The organism is Pseudomonas sp. FFPRI_1, assembly GCF_055384485.1.
Map to the genome: position 1 here is coordinate 6,032,693 of NZ_AP029168.1, position 16,302 is coordinate 6,048,994.

14 protein-coding genes are annotated in these 16,302 nt (G+C 65.4%); 3 read left to right on the forward strand and 11 right to left on the reverse strand.

From position 1 onward, the window contains the following. Window positions 1-188: 188 nt before the first annotated feature. The 8 genes from ACZ5BO_RS26845 to ACZ5BO_RS26880 all read right to left on the reverse strand — a co-directional run bounded on the left by ACZ5BO_RS26845 (window position 189) and on the right by ACZ5BO_RS26880 (window position 9,881). Window positions 189-881: a response regulator gene (locus ACZ5BO_RS26845; protein WP_025126889.1), complete on the reverse strand. Its 693-nt coding sequence runs from the start codon at window positions 879-881 to the stop codon at window positions 189-191. Continuing rightward, on the reverse strand, window positions 878-3,571 hold the full coding sequence (locus tag ACZ5BO_RS26850) for a DUF4118 domain-containing protein (RefSeq protein WP_464697005.1): 2,694 nt from the start codon (window positions 3,569-3,571) through the stop codon (window positions 878-880). Before ACZ5BO_RS26850 ends, ACZ5BO_RS26845 begins: the two co-directional genes overlap by 4 nt. Window positions 3,572-3,628: 57 nt before the next feature. Continuing rightward, window positions 3,629-5,701 carry a potassium-transporting ATPase subunit KdpB gene (gene kdpB, locus ACZ5BO_RS26855; protein WP_464697006.1) on the reverse strand — a complete coding sequence of 691 codons (2,073 nt, stop codon included), beginning with the start codon at window positions 5,699-5,701 and terminating at the stop codon, window positions 3,629-3,631. Between the two features lie 12 nt (window positions 5,702-5,713). After that, window positions 5,714-6,397: a potassium-transporting ATPase subunit KdpC gene (gene kdpC / locus ACZ5BO_RS26860; RefSeq protein ID WP_464697007.1), complete on the reverse strand. Its 684-nt coding sequence runs from the start codon at window positions 6,395-6,397 to the stop codon at window positions 5,714-5,716. 9 nt (window positions 6,398-6,406) lie between these two features. After that, entirely contained in the window at window positions 6,407-8,113 is a 1,707-nt protein-coding gene (gene kdpA, locus ACZ5BO_RS26865) for a potassium-transporting ATPase subunit KdpA (protein ID WP_464697008.1), read from the reverse strand. A 167-nt stretch (window positions 8,114-8,280) separates the two neighbouring features. Continuing rightward, window positions 8,281-8,379, reverse strand: a complete 99-nt coding sequence (locus ACZ5BO_RS26870) for a potassium-transporting ATPase subunit F (protein WP_464697009.1) — start codon at window positions 8,377-8,379, stop codon at window positions 8,281-8,283. Window positions 8,380-8,661: 282 nt separating this feature from the next. After that, window positions 8,662-9,150, reverse strand: a complete 489-nt coding sequence (locus tag ACZ5BO_RS26875; protein ID WP_025126883.1) for a GyrI-like domain-containing protein — start codon at window positions 9,148-9,150, stop codon at window positions 8,662-8,664. A gap of 68 nt (window positions 9,151-9,218) precedes the next feature. Continuing rightward, window positions 9,219-9,881, reverse strand: coding sequence for a LysE family translocator (locus tag ACZ5BO_RS26880; RefSeq protein ID WP_025126882.1), 663 nt, complete (start codon window positions 9,879-9,881; stop codon window positions 9,219-9,221). A gap of 290 nt (window positions 9,882-10,171) precedes the next feature. Here ACZ5BO_RS26880 and alaC point away from each other — a divergent pair, with 290 nt between their 5' ends. Beyond that, a complete protein-coding gene (alaC, locus tag ACZ5BO_RS26885; RefSeq protein WP_464697010.1) occupies window positions 10,172-11,386 on the forward strand; it encodes an alanine transaminase in 1,215 nt (404 codons plus the stop codon). A gap of 70 nt (window positions 11,387-11,456) precedes the next feature. Here the strand turns inward: alaC and ACZ5BO_RS26890 are convergent, their stop codons facing one another. Then, the gene (locus tag ACZ5BO_RS26890; RefSeq protein WP_025126880.1) at window positions 11,457-12,809 is read right to left on the reverse strand and encodes a GntP family permease; all 1,353 of its coding nucleotides are present in this window, start codon (window positions 12,807-12,809) and stop codon (window positions 11,457-11,459) included. 85 nt (window positions 12,810-12,894) lie between these two features. Then, a complete protein-coding gene (locus ACZ5BO_RS26895; protein WP_464697011.1) occupies window positions 12,895-13,428 on the reverse strand; it encodes a gluconokinase in 534 nt (177 codons plus the stop codon). Between the two features lie 215 nt (window positions 13,429-13,643). On the opposite strand from ACZ5BO_RS26895, the gene gntR reads away from it, so the two are divergent. Then, window positions 13,644-14,675 (forward strand): HTH-type transcriptional regulator GntR, encoded by a 1,032-nt coding sequence (gene gntR, locus ACZ5BO_RS26900; protein ID WP_464697012.1) that lies wholly within the window; start codon window positions 13,644-13,646, stop codon window positions 14,673-14,675. Between the two features lie 6 nt (window positions 14,676-14,681). Here gntR and ACZ5BO_RS26905 read toward each other — a convergent pair whose 3' ends face one another. Then, a complete protein-coding gene (locus ACZ5BO_RS26905) occupies window positions 14,682-15,302 on the reverse strand; it encodes a LysE family transporter (protein ID WP_025126877.1) in 621 nt (206 codons plus the stop codon). A gap of 66 nt (window positions 15,303-15,368) precedes the next feature. Here ACZ5BO_RS26905 and ACZ5BO_RS26910 point away from each other — a divergent pair, with 66 nt between their 5' ends. Next, window positions 15,369-16,298 (forward strand): LysR family transcriptional regulator, encoded by a 930-nt coding sequence (locus ACZ5BO_RS26910; RefSeq protein ID WP_464697013.1) that lies wholly within the window; start codon window positions 15,369-15,371, stop codon window positions 16,296-16,298. The last annotated feature ends 4 nt before the right edge of the window (window positions 16,299-16,302 follow it).

The window sequence follows — 16,302 nt, forward strand, 5'->3', positions numbered from 1 at the left end:
GCCCGCGCGTCCGGCCTGCGCGTCTTGCCTAAAGGACCTGCACCATGAGCAATACCCAGATCGGCCTGCTGTTGCTGTTCGGCATCAGCGCCTTCGGTTGCATCACCCTGTACATCGATTTTCTGCATGAGCGCCGTGACCGCAAGAACCGCTGACGCCCCCTGCCCCTGAGCCTTGGCGCAGCGGGCTCACAGCCCCACCAGGCGATAGCCCACCTGCAGCTCGGTGATCAAATGCTGGGGTTGGGCCGGGTCGGCTTCGAGTTTCTGCCGCAGGTGGGCCATGTGCACCCGCAGGTAATGGGCACGGTCGACATAGTCCAGGCCCCAGACCTCCAGCAGCAGCTGGCGATGGGTCAGGACCCGGCTCTGGCCACGGATCAGCGCGCAGAGCAGGCGGTACTCGATGGGCGTCAGGTGCACCGCTTGCCCCTCGCGGCGCACTTCATGGGTGGCCAAGTCGACCTCGATGGCGCCAAAGGCCACCTTGCTGGTGGCGGCCGCGGCACCGCTCTGGCCATGGCGCCGCAGTTGCGCGCGAATCCGCGCCAGCAGTTCAGGCACGCCGAACGGCTTGGCCAGGTAATCGTCGGCCCCTGCATCCAGGGCCGCGACTTTCTCCTCCTCGCGGTCCCGAGCCGATAGCACCAGGATCGGCACCGCCAGCCAGCCGCGCAGCTCACTGATCAGTTGCTTGCCGTCGCCGTCCGGCAGTCCCAGGTCGACGATTACCAGGTCCGGCTGGCGGCTGGCGGCATGGATCAGGGCGCGCTTGACGCTGTCGGCCTCGAACACCTGGAACCCTTCGTCCTCCAGGGCAATGCCGACAAAGCGGCGGATATTGGCTTCGTCCTCGACAATCAGGATGCGTGCGCTGCTCATAGAACTTCCATCGAAGGCGGTTGGCCCGCCGGCAAGGTGATGACAAAACTCAGCCCGGCATCGGCATGAGGCTGGGCCTCGATGCGCCCGCCATGGGCTTCGACGATACGCTTGGCCAGGGCCAGCCCCAGGCCGATACCGGCCACCGCGGACTCTTGCTGTCCACGGCTGAAGGCGTCGAACAGGCTCTGCGGCGAACTGCCCTTGGGACAGCCCGGGCCGGCGTCGCTGACCTGCAGGACGATCTGCTGATCGACCTGGCGCGCCGTGATCTGCACCAGGGTCCCGGCAGGCGTGTACTTGGCGGCGTTGTCCAGCAGGTTCACCAGCACCCGTTCCAACAGCAAGGCGTCCACCTCCACCAGGGGCAGTTGCGGCGCCATGCTGATTCGCAGTTGATGTTCGGCCAGAGGCTCGCGCAACTGGCGCAGGGCACTGCCGACAATCTCTTCCAGGGAGTTCCATTGGCGGTTCAGGCGTACTCCGCGCTCCTGCATCCGCGCCATGTCCAGCAGGTTCTCGATCAGGCGTTGCATGGACGAGGCCTGGTCGTGGATGCCCCCCAGCAACTGGGTCAGGGGGTCTCCTGAAGCGTGGCGCAGCGCGGCGTCGGCAGCACCGATGATGGTGGTCAGCGGTGTGCGCAAGTCGTGGGAGATTGCCGCCAGCAAGGTGTTGCGCATGCGTTCGCCCTCCATCTGCACCACGGTGCTCTGGGCCACTTCGACGTAGTGCACCCGCTCCAGGGCAATCGCCAGCTGGCTCATGCAGGCCTCCAGCAGGCGCTGTTCCTCGGGCGCCTTGAGCCGTTCGGCGTCCGTCAGTTCCAGCACCAGCACTCCACGCACGCGCATCGGCGCTTTGAGCGGCAGGTAGCACCCCTTGGCGGCCGCCAGGGTGTCGGTGCCCTGCCCCGCCGGCTGAGCGTGGTCATAGGCCCACTGGGCAATGCTCTCGTCGATGGCCAGGGCGTTGGCACTCAAGGCCCGGACGCGGTTGTCGGCATCCGGCAAGGCCAGCCCGACCCGGGCCTCGAACACCCCGCTGAAGGTGCGCAGGGCCATGGCGCAGATCTGCTCCTCGGTCAGCGCCGCCGACAACTCCCGCGCCAGACCGGCCAGGGACGTGGCGCGGCGCTCGCCCTCGGCGGCGGTGCGCGCTTCATGGCGCAGGCGCGCGGTGAGCTGGCCGGTGATCAGGGCAATGCCGAGCATCAGGGCGAAGGTGAAGAAATACTGGGTGTCGTTGACCGTGAACGACCACACCGGCTGGACGAAGAAGAAGTCGAAGCACAGCACCGCCAGCATCGCCGCCCACACACCCGGGCCCCGTCCGAAGCGCAGGGCCACCAGGACCACGGTGAGCAGGAACAGCATGACCACGTTGGCCGGGTCGAAGACCTTCAGCAGCAACGCCGCCACCGCCGTGGAGGCAAAGCATGCCAGGCTGGCCCACAGGTAGGCCGGCGCACGGCTCACAGGCAGGCTGGCTTCAGGTTTGTCCGCCAGCCGCGGGCTACGACGCATTGGGCCGTTGGCGATCACGATCTGATCGATTTCCGGATGCTGGCGGCTGATCCGGTCGCCCACCGATTGATGCCACAGCTGCCACACCTTGCGCGGGTAATGCCCCAGTACCAGGCGATTGGCGTTGTGCTCGCGGGCGCAGGCCACCAGGGCTTCGGCCACGTCCATACCGGGCAGGGTCGCGGTCTCGGCGCCGAACTCGGCAGCCAGGGCCAGGGTCTTCATCGCCGCGGCATAACGGCTGGCGCCAGCGCCACGGCGCTGGGCCGAGGCCACGTGCACCACGATCCAGTCGGCTTCAAGCTTCTGTGCCAGGCGTGCAGCCTCACGCACCAGGCGCTCGTCCGCCGGGTCGCCGGCCACGCCCACCAGCAGCCGCTCCCGGGCCGGCCACAGGGCATTGATCGAACGTTCGCGGCGGTAATCGCGCATCTGCGCATCGACCCGGTCGGCGGTACGGCGCAGGGTCAGCTCACGCAGGGCCAGCAGGTTGCCCTTGCGAAAAAAATTGCGTGAAGCACGCTCGGCCTGGGGCCCCATGTAGACCTTGCCGTCCTTGAGGCGGCGCAGCAGGTCATCGGGCGGCAGGTCGATCACCAGCACTTCGTGGGCTTCATCGAACAGGTGGTCGGGCACCGTCTCGCGCACGCGGATGCCGATGATGCCGCTGACGATGTCGTTGAGGCTTTCCAGGTGCTGGACGTTGAGGGTGGTCCAGACATCGATGCCGGCCCGCAGCAACTCTTCCACATCCTGCCAGCGCTTGGGATGGCGTGAGCCAGGAACGTTGCTGTGGGCCAGTTCGTCCACCAGCAGCACCGCCGGGTGGCGCGCCAGGGCGGCGTCCAGGTCGAACTCCGGCAAGGCGCAGTCGCGGTGCATCAGGCTATGGCGCTCCAGCACCTCCAGCCCCTGCAGCAGCTCGGCGGTTTCCCGGCGTCCGTGGGTTTCCACCACCCCCGCCACCACGTCGCGGCCCAGGGCCACCTCGCTGCGGGCAGCGGTGAGCATGGCGCAGGTCTTGCCCACCCCAGCGTTGGAGCCGAAGTAGATGCGCAGCTTGCCGCGCCGGGCCGCCTGTTCATCCTGGTGCAGTTTTTCCAGCAACGCGTCGGGGTCGGGACGACCGTCGCGGGGCGGGTGTTGAGCATCGTGCACAGCCATGAGCGTCCTTAAATGCACAACGCGGCGCTTGAAAAGCGCCGCGTTGGTTCAGTCCTGTCAAACCAGGCCGAGGCCGGCCAGCAGCATATCGATCAGCTTGATCCCGGCAAAGGGCACCAGCACCCCGCCCAGGCCATAGATCAGCAGGTTGCGGTTGAGCAGCGCCGCAGCGCCGATGGCCCGGTACTTGACCCCTTTCAACGCCAGGGGGATGAGGAACACGATGATCAGGGCGTTGAAGATCACCGCGCTGAGAATCGCCGAGTTCGGGCTGTGCAACTGCATCACATTCAGCGCCCCCAACTGCGGGTAAGTGGCGACGAACGCGGCCGGTACGATAGCAAAATACTTGGCCACGTCGTTGGCCACGCTGAAGGTGGTCAGGGAGCCGCGGGTCATGAGCATCTGCTTGCCCACTTCCACCACCTCGATCAGCTTGGTCGGGTTGCTGTCGAGGTCGACCATGTTGCCGGCTTCCTTCGCCGCCTGGGTGCCGCTGTTCATGGCCACCGCCACGTCGGCCTGGGCCAGGGCCGGAGCATCGTTGGTACCGTCGCCGGTCATGGCCACCAGCTTGCCCTGGGCCTGGTAATCGCGGATCAGTTGCAGCTTGTCCTCGGGCCGGGCCTCGGCGAGAAAATCGTCGACCCCGGCCTCCACCGCAATCGCCGCGGCGGTCAAGCGGTTGTCGCCAGTGATCATCACGGTCTTGATGCCCATCCGCCGCAACTCGGCAAAGCGCTCCTTCATCCCGCCCTTGACCACGTCCTTGAGCTCCACCACCCCCAGGGCCTGGGCGCCGTCGCTGACCACCAGCGGCGTGCTGCCGCGGCGGGAAACTTCATCGACCTTGGCCTGCAGCGCCGGCGGGAAGCTGCCGCCCAGGGCCTCGATGTGCCGGCGGATGGCATCGGCTGCACCCTTGCGGATGCTGCGGCCGTGCGGCAGGTCGACGCCGCTCATGCGGGTCTGGGCGGTGAACTGCACGAAACTGGCGCCCAGGGCCTCTACGTCGCGCCCACGGATGTCGAACTTCTGCTTGGCCAGCACCACGATACTGCGGCCCTCCGGGGTTTCGTCCGCCAGGGAAGCCAGTTGCGCGGCGTCCGCCAGTTCGCTGTCCTTGATCCCCGGAGCCGGCAGGAAGGCGCTGGCCTGGCGGTTGCCCAGGGTGATGGTGCCGGTCTTGTCCAGCAGCAGCACGTCCACGTCCCCCGCCGCCTCCACCGCGCGCCCGGAGGTGGCGATGACATTGGCCGACATCATCCGGCTCATGCCCGCCACGCCGATGGCCGAGAGCAGCCCACCGATGGTGGTGGGGATCAGGCACACCAGCAAGGCCACCAGCACCGTGGCGCTGATCACGCTGCCGGTGCCGCTCATGGCCACGGCGAAGATCGAATACGGGCTCAGGGTCACGATCACCAGCAGAAACAGCAGGGTCAGGCCCACCAGCAGGATGGTCAGGGCCACCTCGTTGGGGGTTTTCTGGCGCTTGGCCGATTCCACCATGGAGATCATGCGGTCCAGGAACGACTCGCCGGGGTTGACGCTGATGCGCACCACCAGCCAGTCCGACAGCACCCGGGTGCCGCCGGTGACCGAGGAAAAATCGCCCCCGGCCTCGCGGATCACCGGCGCCGACTCGCCGGTGATGGCGCTCTCGTCCACCGTGGCCACGCCTTCGATGACCTCGCCATCCAGGGGCACCAGGTCACCGGCCTCGATCAGCACCACCATGTCCTTGCGCAGTTCACTGGCGGCCATGGGCAGCCAGGCCGCGCCATGGCGGGGCTGTTGCAGCAGCTTGGCCAGGGTCTGGCGCTTCATCCCCTTGAGGCTCGCGGCCTGGGCCCGGCTGCGGCCCTCGGCCAGGGCCTCGGCGAAGTTGGCGAACAGCACGGTGAACCACAGCCACAGGGCAATGCTCAGGATGAAGCCACTGGAGGCCTCGCCCTCGCCACCCAGGGACTGCAGCCACAACAGCGTGGTGAGCAGGCTGCCCAGGTAGACCACGAACATCACCGGGTTCTTCCACTGCGCCTGGGGCAGCAGTTTCTTCACTGAGTCCAGGCAGGCCGTGAGCAGCAGCCCACGGTCGAACAAAGGTGTACGAGCGTTATTACTCATGATCGCTGTCTCTTACTCACTGGCCGCAAGCGGCGAGGCATGCACGGGTGCCAAGGCATCCAGCGCGAGGTTCAGTTGCAGCACATTGACCCGGGGCTCGCCCAGCAGGCCGAAGGTGCGGCTTTGGCTGTGGTCCTGCAGCAGTGCTTCCAGGTCTACCCGGGCCAGGTGCCGCAGGCGGGCCACCCGGTTCAGTTGCAGCTGGGCATTGGCCAGGGAGATGTGCGGGTCCAGGCCGGAAGCCGAGGCGGTCACCGCGTCCACTGGCACCGGCATGTCCGCCGCCAGGCCGTTGAGCTGGCGGTAGGCGCTGACCCGCGCCGCCACGCTGTCCAGCAGCTTCTGGCTGGTGGGCCCCAGGTTGCTGGCGCCACTGGCCCCGGCGTTGTAGGGCTGGGGCACGCTCTTGCTCGGGTCCAGCGGATCGCTGCCCAGGGTCATGCTCGGACGGCCCTGGAAATACTCCGGGCGGTCGAACGCCTGGCCGATCAGCGCCGAGCCCACGACCCGGCCATCACGCTGCACCAGGCTGCCCTGGGCCTGGAACGGAAACAGCAGGTTGGCCAGCACGGTGGTGGCCAGCGGGTAGGCCACGCCGGTCAGCAGCATGAAGAACACCGCCGCCACCAGCACCGGGCGCAACAGGCCCTTGAACAGCACCGTGCGGGTGCCTTGGCTTTGCATTTGCGTCGTCATCACAACCCCTTACTTGTAGGTCTGGCCGGCCAGCAACTGCAGTTGCTCCACCAGCGGGCCGAGCGCGAGGGCCGGCAGAAAGGTCAGGCCACCGACCACCAGCACCACGAACACCACCAGCAACATGAACAGCGGCGTCGCGGTGGGAATGGTGCCGGCCCCGGCCGGGATGTTCTTTTTCGCCGCCAGGGAGCCGGCCACGGCGAGCATCGGCAGCATGGTGAAGAAGCGCCCCATGAGCATCGCCAGACCGATGGTGGTGTTGAAGAACGGCGTGTTGGCGTTCAGGCCGGCAAACGCCGAACCGTTGTTGGCGGTGCCCGAGGCGTAGGCGTAGAGCACCTCGCTGAAGCCATGGGGGCCAAGGTTGTTGAGGCTGTTGAGGGTGCCCGGCCACAGCGCCGCCAGGGCAGTGAAGCCGAGGATGCAGATGGGGTGTGCCAGGACCGAGAGCATCACCAGCTTGATCTCCCGTGCCTCGATCTTCTTGCCGAGGAACTCCGGGCTGCGGCCGATCATCATGCCCACCAGGAACACCGTCAGCAGGGCGTACTGGATCAGGTTGATAAAGCCCACGCCGTCACCGCCGAACACGCAGTTGAGCATCATCTGCGCCAGGGGCACGAAGCCGCCCATGGGGGTCAGCGAGTCGTGCATGGCGTTCACCGAGCCAGTGGTGGCGCCGGTGGTGGTGGTGACGAACAGTGCGGTGTCGGCGATGCCGAAGCGCAGTTCCTTGCCTTCCATGTTGCCGCCGCTCTGGGTCGCCGAGAGTTGCTGGTCGGCACCGGCCTGGGTCAGCAGCGGGTTGCCGCCCTGCTCCGCGCTGAACACGATGGCCAGGAAGCCGATGAACATCACCAGGAAGGTACCGAAGAACACCCAGCCCTGGCGCCGGCGCAACAGCATGCTGCCGAAGGTGTAGGTCAGCGCCGCAGGGATCAGCAGCATGCTGAGGATGTGCAGGACGTTGGTCAGCGGCGTCGGGTTCTCGAACGGATGGGCCGCGTTCATGCTGAAGAAGCCGCCACCGTTGGTGCCGATGTGCTTGATCGACTCGAAGCTGGCCACCGCGCCGACGATCAACTGCTGCCGGGTGCCTTCCAGGGTGGTGGCCAGGGCCTCGGAGTTCAGGGTCTGGGGCATGCCCTGCCAGACATAGACCAGGGCCATGATCAGGCACAGCGGCAGCATTACCCGGTACAGGACGCGGGTGAAGTCCACCCAGTAGTTGCCGATATCGGCCGAGCTGGAACGGCTCAGGCCGCGAATGAAGCCGGCCGCGGCGACAACGCCTGCGGTAGCGCCGACGAACATCAGGAAGGTGATCACCGCCATCTGGCTGAAGTTCGACAGGCTGCTCTCCCCCGAGTAGGCCTGCCAGTTGGTGTTGGTGATAAAGGACGCGGCGGTGTTGAACGCCAGGTCCGGGGTCTGCGCCGCCAACCCCAGGGGGTTGAGGGGCGTCAGCCCTTGCAGGCGCAGCAGCAGGTAGCCCAGCAGCATCATCGCCGCATTGGACAGCAACAGCGCCGAGCCATAACGGGCCCAGCCCATGCCTTCGCCGGGGTCGATGCCCAGCAGGCGGTAGGTGGCCCGCTCCGGCAGGGCGTGGGTGCGGGCGCTGAAGACCCGGGCCAGCCACTTGCCCATGAGCACGGTAAGCCCGGTCATCACCCCGAGAATCACCGCGTATTCCAGCACAGTACTCAACATGTCGATGCTCCGTTCAAATCTTGCCCATGGCGACAATGACCAGGGCCGTCAATCCAAAGAACCCCAGGGACAGGCCCACGAAGATCAAGTCGTACATGGCGGGTTTCCTTTCTCGAAAAAGCCCGGGTGGGCGAATGCAGCGGCAGGGAAAACACGGCGTGCGCTCATCAGATGTGCTCGGCACGGATCAGCGCGTAACCCAGGTAGGCGAACAGCAGCACGGCGCAGAAACCACAGGCGCCATAGATGAATTGCAGTGTCAGCAAGGCAGTTCCCCTTTATCCATTAGGGCCGCGCCTGGACCATCGACAGCGGTCACGGGCACAGCCGTTCAGGGCGCCCGCAAAGGGGCGCCGCCAGGGAAGCGTGGCCGGCATGGCGCCACGCTTCTCTGCGCCACGCAGGTTAGGTGACGGCGCATCAAGGTCGGGCACTGATTGCGGGGGGCGGTATTAAGACGGCGTATAGAAGGGGGAACTGCGCGGGCCTGTTGCAGGGTATGGCGCGCCAGGCAAAGTGCCGGGGGCGGGCCAACGCCCCCGGCGCCGTCAGTCGCTTTTGAGCGGGAGCCAGATCTCCAGCACTCCGCTGCCGGTGTCCGGGTTGAAGTCGGCGCTGTAGCGCTCGAACCCCGGCGCATCAACGGCCTGGCGACCGGATCGAGGCAGCCAGGTGTTCCAGATGTAGTCGAAGGTCCGGGGCAGGTCCTGCAGGGCACCGCTGTGCTCGAACACGGCGTAGTGCTGCGGCTGTATTTCGATCCAGCGATAGCTCTCGGGCAGGTCGTCGAGCTTGCTGATCTCGACCCCGGCGATGTATTCGAAACCACCCTGGTCGTCGGGGTTGCAGCAGATGCCGTAGGTCATTTCATCGACCTGTCCCGGCACCTTGCCGATGTGGGGAATGAAACGTTGCCACAGCAGGCCGATGTCCTGGCGGGTCTCTGGAGTAAACCGCTGGCCAAGGCCGGCAATCAGCAGAAAACGCTCCCTTTCGAAGCGCGGCTGCGGACCGGCGCCCTGTTTTTGCTCATCCATGAAAGCCACTCCTGCCGCTGAAAGATAGGTTCGGCACAGAGTATAGAAGCCAATCGCCAATCCCAGGATCAGAGCGCCGGAAGGTCCGCTACCCCGGCGCCAACGATGAACTCCTGATAACCGGATAGGATCACGTAGACCGCGAAATAGCAGAAGATCGCCGCCGATGCCAGGTAGGAATAGCGCAAGAGCCTATCTCCCAGCAGCTTGCCGCCCTGGGTCGCGACCAGGCACAGGCCCATGGTCCAGACCAGCCCGGCACTGAAGAAACCGGCCAGGAACAGCCCGGAATCGGCGATCGAGCCGCCCCCGGATCGGGCAATCAGGGTGCCGCCCACCGCAGCGAACCAGAGGATCGCACTGGGGGAGGACATGGCCAGGAAGATCCCGCGCAAGAACTCCTTGCGTGGCGAGCCGTGGTCCACCTCGCCGGCCTCGGCGAGCACCGCACTGTGGTGGATCGCGGCGTAGATCATCTTCGCCGCAAAGTACGCCAGCAGCGCCGATCCACCGATCCACAATACCCAGCGCACGCTGTCGTACTGCAGCAGCACGCTCATTCCGGCCAGGGCCAATACGGCATAGACCAGGTCGCCGACGCAGGTCCCCAGGCCCAGGCAGAAACCCTGGAAATAGCCCCGCTGCATGGCCAGGGTGATCATCGCGATATTGGCCACGCCGATGTCCAGGCACAGTGAAAGGCTCAGCAGAAAGCCGCTGGAAAACTCCATCATTCATCCCGTTTGAGGTTGTTGTTCGAAGAGGTGGCGACCCGTTGCCCCCCCGAAAAGGCCACGGGCAGAGGATCGTCGCTGCCGGTGCAGGCAAGAAGCGTGCACGTTATATCGGCAAAGCCCCCGGGCTCGCAAATCCCCCGGCGCCACCACCGGTGCCCGGCAGAATATTTTCCAGGGCCTCTGGACAAGCCCTTGCCGGCGCCCTTATCGTCTGCCCCGCAGGCCACCGCAGTGGCCAACGTCGCTCGGACGGTTCCGGGCGCTTACGTCTTTTCGAGGCAACAATGGCCGAACAAGGTTCGCCGCGCCGCTTTGCGCGCATTGATCGACTCCCCCCCTACGTTTTCAATATCACTGCCGAGCTGAAGATGGCTGCGCGTCGGCGCGGCGAAGACATCATCGACTTGAGCATGGGTAACCCCGACGGCCCCACGCCGCCGCATATCGTCGAGAAACTGGTCACCGTCGCCCAACGCGAAGACACCCACGGCTACTCCACTTCCAAGGGCATTCCGCGGCTGCGCCGGGCGATTTCCCGCTGGTACAAGGACCGCTACGAGGTCGACATCGACCCGGAAAGCGAAGCCATCGTCACCATCGGTTCCAAGGAAGGCCTGGCGCACCTGATGCTCGCCACCCTGGACCAGGGCGACACGGTGCTGGTGCCCAACCCCAGCTACCCGATCCACATCTACGGCGCGGTGATCGCCGGAGCCCAGGTGCGCTCGGTGCCGCTGATCCCCGGCGTGGACTTCTTCGCCGAGCTGGAGCGGGCGATCCGCGGCTCGATCCCCAAGCCGAAGATGATGATCCTCGGCTTCCCGTCCAACCCCACCGCACAGTGTGTGGAACTGGACTTCTTCGAACGAGTGATCGCCCTGGCCAAGCAGTACGACGTGCTGGTGATCCACGACCTGGCCTACGCCGACATCGTCTACGACGGCTGGAAAGCCCCGTCGATCATGCAGGTGCCGGGGGCCAAGGACATCGCTGTGGAGTTCTTCACCCTGTCCAAGAGCTACAACATGGCCGGCTGGCGTATCGGCTTCATGGTCGGCAACCCGGAACTGGTCAGCGCCCTGGCGCGGATCAAGAGCTACCACGACTACGGCACCTTCACCCCGTTGCAGGTGGCGGCGATTGCTGCCCTGGAAGGTGATCAGCAGTGCGTGCGGGACATCGCCGAGCAGTACCGGCAACGACGCAATGTGCTGGTCAAGGGCCTGCACGAGCTGGGCTGGATGGTCGAGAACCCCAAGGCCTCGATGTATGTCTGGGCCAAGATCCCCGAGGCCTATGCCGCGATGGGCTCCCTGGAGTTCGCCAAGAAGCTGCTGGCCGAGGCCAAGGTCTGTGTCTCGCCGGGCGTCGGTTTCGGCGAATACGGCGACGATCACGTGCGCTTCGCCCTGATCGAGAACCAGGACCGCATTCGTCAGGCCGTGCGCGGTATCCGTGGCATGTTCCGCGCCGATGGGCTGGTCAGCAAGACGTCCTGAGCGCCGATGACCAGGCACAAAAAAACCGCAGCCATGCGGTTTTTTTGTGCCCGTGTTGCAGCGGTGAGCCTTACACCACCAGCGACAGCAGCAGGATAAAGATCAGGCCCACCACCGAGAGGATGGTTTCCATCGCGGTCCAGGTCTTGAAGGTCTCGGCCACGGTCATGTTGAAGTACTGCTTGACCAGCCAGAAACCGGCGTCGTTGACGTGGGACAGGATCAGCGAGCCGGCGCCGGTGGCCAGCACCAGCAGCTCGCGGTTGACCCCGGGGATCATCCCCACCACCGGCACCACGATGCCGGCACCGGTGATGGTGGCCACGGTGGCCGAACCGGTGGCGATACGGATCACCGCGGCTACCAGCCAGGCCAGGAGGATCGGCGAGATCTGCGCGTTGACCGCCATGTGGCCGATCACATCGCCCACGCCGCTGGTCACCAGCATCTGCTTGAAGCCGCCGCCGGCGCCGATGATCAGGATGATCGCCGCAGTCGGCGCGAGGCTTGCGTCCAGCAGCTTGAGGATCTGCTTGGAGCCGATGCCCTGCTTGTGGCCGAAGGTGTAGAGCGACAACAGCAAGGCCAGCAGCAGTGCGCTGATCGGGTGACCGATCATGTCCATCCAGATGCGGAAGAAATGCCCGTCGGGCAGCACCACGTCAGCGAAGGTCTTGAGCAGCATCAGGAACACCGGCAGCAGCACGGTGGCCAGGGTCACGCTGAAGCTTGGCAGGTTGGTGTTCTCGTTTTCCCGCGCCAGCTGGTCCACCAGTTCCTGGGATGGGTGGCCCGGGATGTACTTGGCAATGAAGGTGCCGTAGATCGGACCGGCAATGATCGCGGTCGGCAGGGCGACGATCAGGCCATAGAGAATGGTCTTGCCGATGTCGGCGCCGAACACGCCGATGGCCAGCAATGGCCCCGGGTGCGGCGGAACCAGGCCGTGCACCGCCGACAGGCCGGCCAGCAGCGGGATGCCGATCTTGATGATCGAGACACCGGTGCGCCGGGCCACGATGAACACCAGGGGGATCAGCAGGACGAAACCGATCTCGAAGAACAGCGGGATGCCCACCAGGAACGCGGCGAACATCATCGCCCATTGCACCCGCTCCTTGCCGAACGAGCGGATCAAGGTCTGGGCGATCTGATCGGCGCCACCGGACTCGGCCATCATCTTGCCGAGCATGGTGCCCAGCGCGAGGATGATGCCGACAAAACCCAGCACCCCGCCGAAGCCGTCCTGGAACGCCTTGATGATCTTGTCCACCGGCATGCCCGAAGTCAGGCCGAGAAAGCCTGCAGCAATGGTCAGGGCAATGAAGGGATGCAGCTTGAAACGGGTGATCAGTACGATCAGCCCGATGATGGTGACCACTGCATCAACCAGCAGATAGGTCTCTTGGGACATGCCAAACATGGGGGGTGCCTCCGGTTTGTTGTTTTTATTAAAGCGTTAAAAACAAGGGCCGAGTGGGATAGCGCTACCTTTTTCCAGCCAGCACTTAATGTGAAGATTCAGAGTCATGCTCCAGCCACCATTGATCGGCCAGTTCGGCCAGGCGCTGGACACTCAGGGTGCTGGCATCCAGGGCCAGGGTGAGCGGCTCCCCCACCGGGGATTCGAGGGTGGCGAACTGACTGTCGATCAGGGTCGACGGCATGAAATGCCCTGGCCGATGCGCCACGCGGTCGGCGGCGACGGCGGGCGTCAGTTCGAGAAACACGAAACCCAGGCCCGGCGTCGCGGTGCGCAGGCGCTCGCGGTACTTGCGCTTCAATGCCGAGCAGGTCAGCACCGGACGCTGGCCGGCAGCCAGGGCACGACGCAGTTCATCGCACAGGCTGTCGAGCCAGCCGGCGCGGTCGTCGTCGTCGAGGGGAATACCGGCACTCATCTTGGCGATGTTCGCGGCAGGGTGGAACGTATCGCCTTCAATGGCCGTGGCGCCATTGCGCTGGCACAGGGCCTGGCTGACGCTGGACTTGCCGCAGCCGGCGACACCCATGATGACCAGGGCGGTAATCGATTGACTCATGTAACACCTCAGCGCGCAGACAGCGCTACCTTCGCTAGTTCTAGTTCTAGTACAAAAACAGTGTCTGCCGACGCCTTCTTGTCATTTTTGTGGGTTGCCGCGTATATAGTCCGCCAAACCAAAGAGCGAGGGTCAGGCACACCTCGCTCACGCATTGCAGCTGTCTCAGGACAGCGCTACCTTAGTGACTTGAATTTTGTTTGGCAAGCCGTCTGATGACCACTCATAAAAACGACAAAAACACCCGCACCACGGGGCGCCCCACCCTCAATGAAGTGGCACGCCTGGCTGGCGTCAGCCCGATTACTGCCTCCCGGGCCCTGCGCGGCATCAGCAGCGTGGCCACCGACCTGGTGGAAAAGGTGCAGAAGGCCGCGCTGGAGTTGAACTACGTGGTCAACTCCGCCGCCCGCGCCCTGGCCTCGGCCCAGAGCCAGTCGGTGGTGGTGCTGGTGCCGTCGCTGTCGAACCTGCTGTTCATCGAGACCCTGGAAGCCATCCATCAGGTCCTGCGGCCCAAGGGCTTCGAAGTGCTGATCGGCAATTGCCACTATTCCCGGGACGAAGAAGAGAACCTGCTGCGCAACTATATGACCTATCAGCCGCGGGGCCTGCTGCTGACCGGTTTCGACCGCACCGAAAGCGCCCGGCGGATGATCGAGGCGAACAATATTCCCTGCGTCTACATGATGGACCTGGACTCCGGCGCCGGGCTCAACTGTGTCGGCTTCTCGCAACTGAACGCCGGCGAGACGGCCGCCCAGCACCTGATTTCCCGCGGGCGCAAGCACCTGGCCTACGTCGGCGCACAGCTGGACCAGCGCACCCTGCTGCGCGGCGAGGGGTTCCGCCGTGCCCTGCAGCAAGCCGGGCTGTACAACCCCGACCTGGAGCTGCTGACCCCGCGCCCATCGTCGGTCGGCCTGGGCGCGGAGCTGTTCCTGCAACTGATGCAGAGCCAGCCCCAGGTGGATGCGATCTTCTTTGGCAATGACGACCTGGCCCATGGCGCACTGCTCGAAGCCATGCGCTGCGGGATCAAGGTTCCCGAGCAAGTGGCGGTACTGGGCTTCAACGACCTGCCCGCCTCCGAGCACATGGTGCCGCGCCTGAGCAGCATCAGTACCCCACGGGAAGCCATCGGCCGCCGCGCCGCCGAACAGATGCTGACCCTGCTGGCGGGCAACAGCGTAGCCGAACCGGTGGTGGACATGGGCTTCGAACTGCGGATCCGGGAAAGCACCTGACCCCGTTCAGGGCCTGATGCTCAGGACACTGAGCAACAGGCCGAAGCCCACCAGCACGACACCGAACACCTGATCGATCCGGCGCTTGTAGGCCAGCAGCCGGCCGGCAATCGCCGGCGCCGAGAAAAACAGCGCCACCAGCACGAACCACAGCACGTGGGCCAGGACGATGATCGCGCCGTAGCCGATCTGCACCGGCAGGGCCGTGCCCGGCTGGATCACCTGCATGAACAGGCTGAGGACGAAAATCATCGTCTTGGGGTTCAGGGCATTGGTCAGAAAGCCACTGCGCAACGCGCCCCAGGCCGACATCCCGAGCTCTGCCGCCCCTTCCTCCCCCGGGCGCCGCACAGGGCTGCGCAACAGCTTGATACCGAGGTAGATCAGGTACAGCGCCCCGGCGATCTTCAGCCCGTTGAACCACAGCAGCGACTGCTGCAACAGCACCCCCACCCCCAGCAGGCTGTAGCCGATATGCACCATGACCCCGAGCCCGATCCCCAGGGCCGTGAGCACTCCGTGGCGACGGGAAAGCAACAGGCTGTTGCGGGTGACCAGGGCAAAGTCGGCCCCGGGGCTGAGTACCGCGAGAATGGTAATGGTGATAACGAGTAACAGTTCAGTCACGTTGAATACGCCTAGGCTATAGAATCAGGCGCTACTGTATTGGGACCCTTGCCCAGGCCGATAACGATGAAAACTGACACTCACGGTGATAAAAACTCACAGTTCGCGCGACGACGCCTGCCCCCGCTGAGCGCCTTGCGCTGCTTCGAAGCCGCTGCACGCCTGGAAAGCTTCACCCAGGCCGGGGCAACCCTGCACCTGACCCACGGCGCCATCAGCCGTGCCGTGCGCGCCCTGGAAGAAGACCTCGGCACCCCACTCTTCGAGCGCCGTAGCCAGCGGGTCTTTCTCACCGCCGCCGGAGCCGAACTGCTGCACAGCGTGACCCAGGCCCTGGACCTGATCGAGCACACCGCCAGCCGCCTGCGGGCCCCGGCTCCCGAGGCGCCGCTGGTGTTGTCCTGCGAGCCGACCCTGCTGATGCGCTGGCTGATTCCGCGCATGCCGGGCTTCTATGCCGAGCATCCCGAGGTCGCGATCCAGTTGCTGGCCGGTGGCGGGCCCTTCTCGTTCCATGCCGGGATCGACCTGGCGATCCGCCGCAACGACTTTGCCTGGAGCCGCGAGACCCAGGCCCACTGGCTGTTCGACGAAGCCATAGGCCCGGTGTGCCGCCCCGAGCGTCAGGCCGACTGGACACCCGCCCCCAAGGGCACGCCATCACTGACGGAACAGGCCCCGCGCCTGCACAGCGCCACCCGGCCACAGGCCTGGGAACAGTGGCTGCAACTCAAGCAATTACCGGGGGCGCCAAGCGCCCAGGAGCAGGTCTTCGAACACTTCTATTTCAGCCTGCAAGCGGCCGTGGCGGGGCTGGGGCTGGCCATCGCCCCCTGGCAACTGGTGCGTGATGACCTGGCCGGCGGGTTGCTGGGTGCCCCCTTCGGCTTTGTCGCCGATGGCAGCGCCTATTACCTGCTCTCCCCCCAGGCCGTGGACCCGGATTCGGCAACCGCAAAACTGCTGCACTGGCTACGCCGGCAAGCCCTGCCGTAAGAGT

Excerpts from the sequence above, each read along its gene's own strand:
- ACZ5BO_RS26845 (WP_025126889.1), bottom strand. The coding sequence starts at position 881 with ATGAGCAGCGCACGCATCCTGATTGTCGAGGACGAAGCCAATATCCGC.
- ACZ5BO_RS26850 (WP_464697005.1), bottom strand. The coding sequence starts at position 3,571 with ATGGCTGTGCACGATGCTCAACACCCGCCCCGCGACGGTCGTCCCGAC.
- kdpB (WP_464697006.1), bottom strand. The coding sequence starts at position 5,701 with ATGAGTAATAACGCTCGTACACCTTTGTTCGACCGTGGGCTGCTGCTC.
- kdpC (WP_464697007.1), bottom strand. The coding sequence starts at position 6,397 with ATGACGACGCAAATGCAAAGCCAAGGCACCCGCACGGTGCTGTTCAAG.
- kdpA (WP_464697008.1), bottom strand. The coding sequence starts at position 8,113 with ATGTTGAGTACTGTGCTGGAATACGCGGTGATTCTCGGGGTGATGACC.
- ACZ5BO_RS26875 (WP_025126883.1), bottom strand. The coding sequence starts at position 9,150 with ATGGATGAGCAAAAACAGGGCGCCGGTCCGCAGCCGCGCTTCGAAAGG.
- ACZ5BO_RS26880 (WP_025126882.1), bottom strand. The coding sequence starts at position 9,881 with ATGGAGTTTTCCAGCGGCTTTCTGCTGAGCCTTTCACTGTGCCTGGAC.
- alaC (WP_464697010.1), top strand. The coding sequence starts at position 10,172 with ATGGCCGAACAAGGTTCGCCGCGCCGCTTTGCGCGCATTGATCGACTC.
- ACZ5BO_RS26890 (WP_025126880.1), bottom strand. The coding sequence starts at position 12,809 with ATGTTTGGCATGTCCCAAGAGACCTATCTGCTGGTTGATGCAGTGGTC.
- ACZ5BO_RS26895 (WP_464697011.1), bottom strand. The coding sequence starts at position 13,428 with ATGAGTCAATCGATTACCGCCCTGGTCATCATGGGTGTCGCCGGCTGC.
- gntR (WP_464697012.1), top strand. The coding sequence starts at position 13,644 with ATGACCACTCATAAAAACGACAAAAACACCCGCACCACGGGGCGCCCC.
- ACZ5BO_RS26910 (WP_464697013.1), top strand. The coding sequence starts at position 15,369 with ATGAAAACTGACACTCACGGTGATAAAAACTCACAGTTCGCGCGACGA.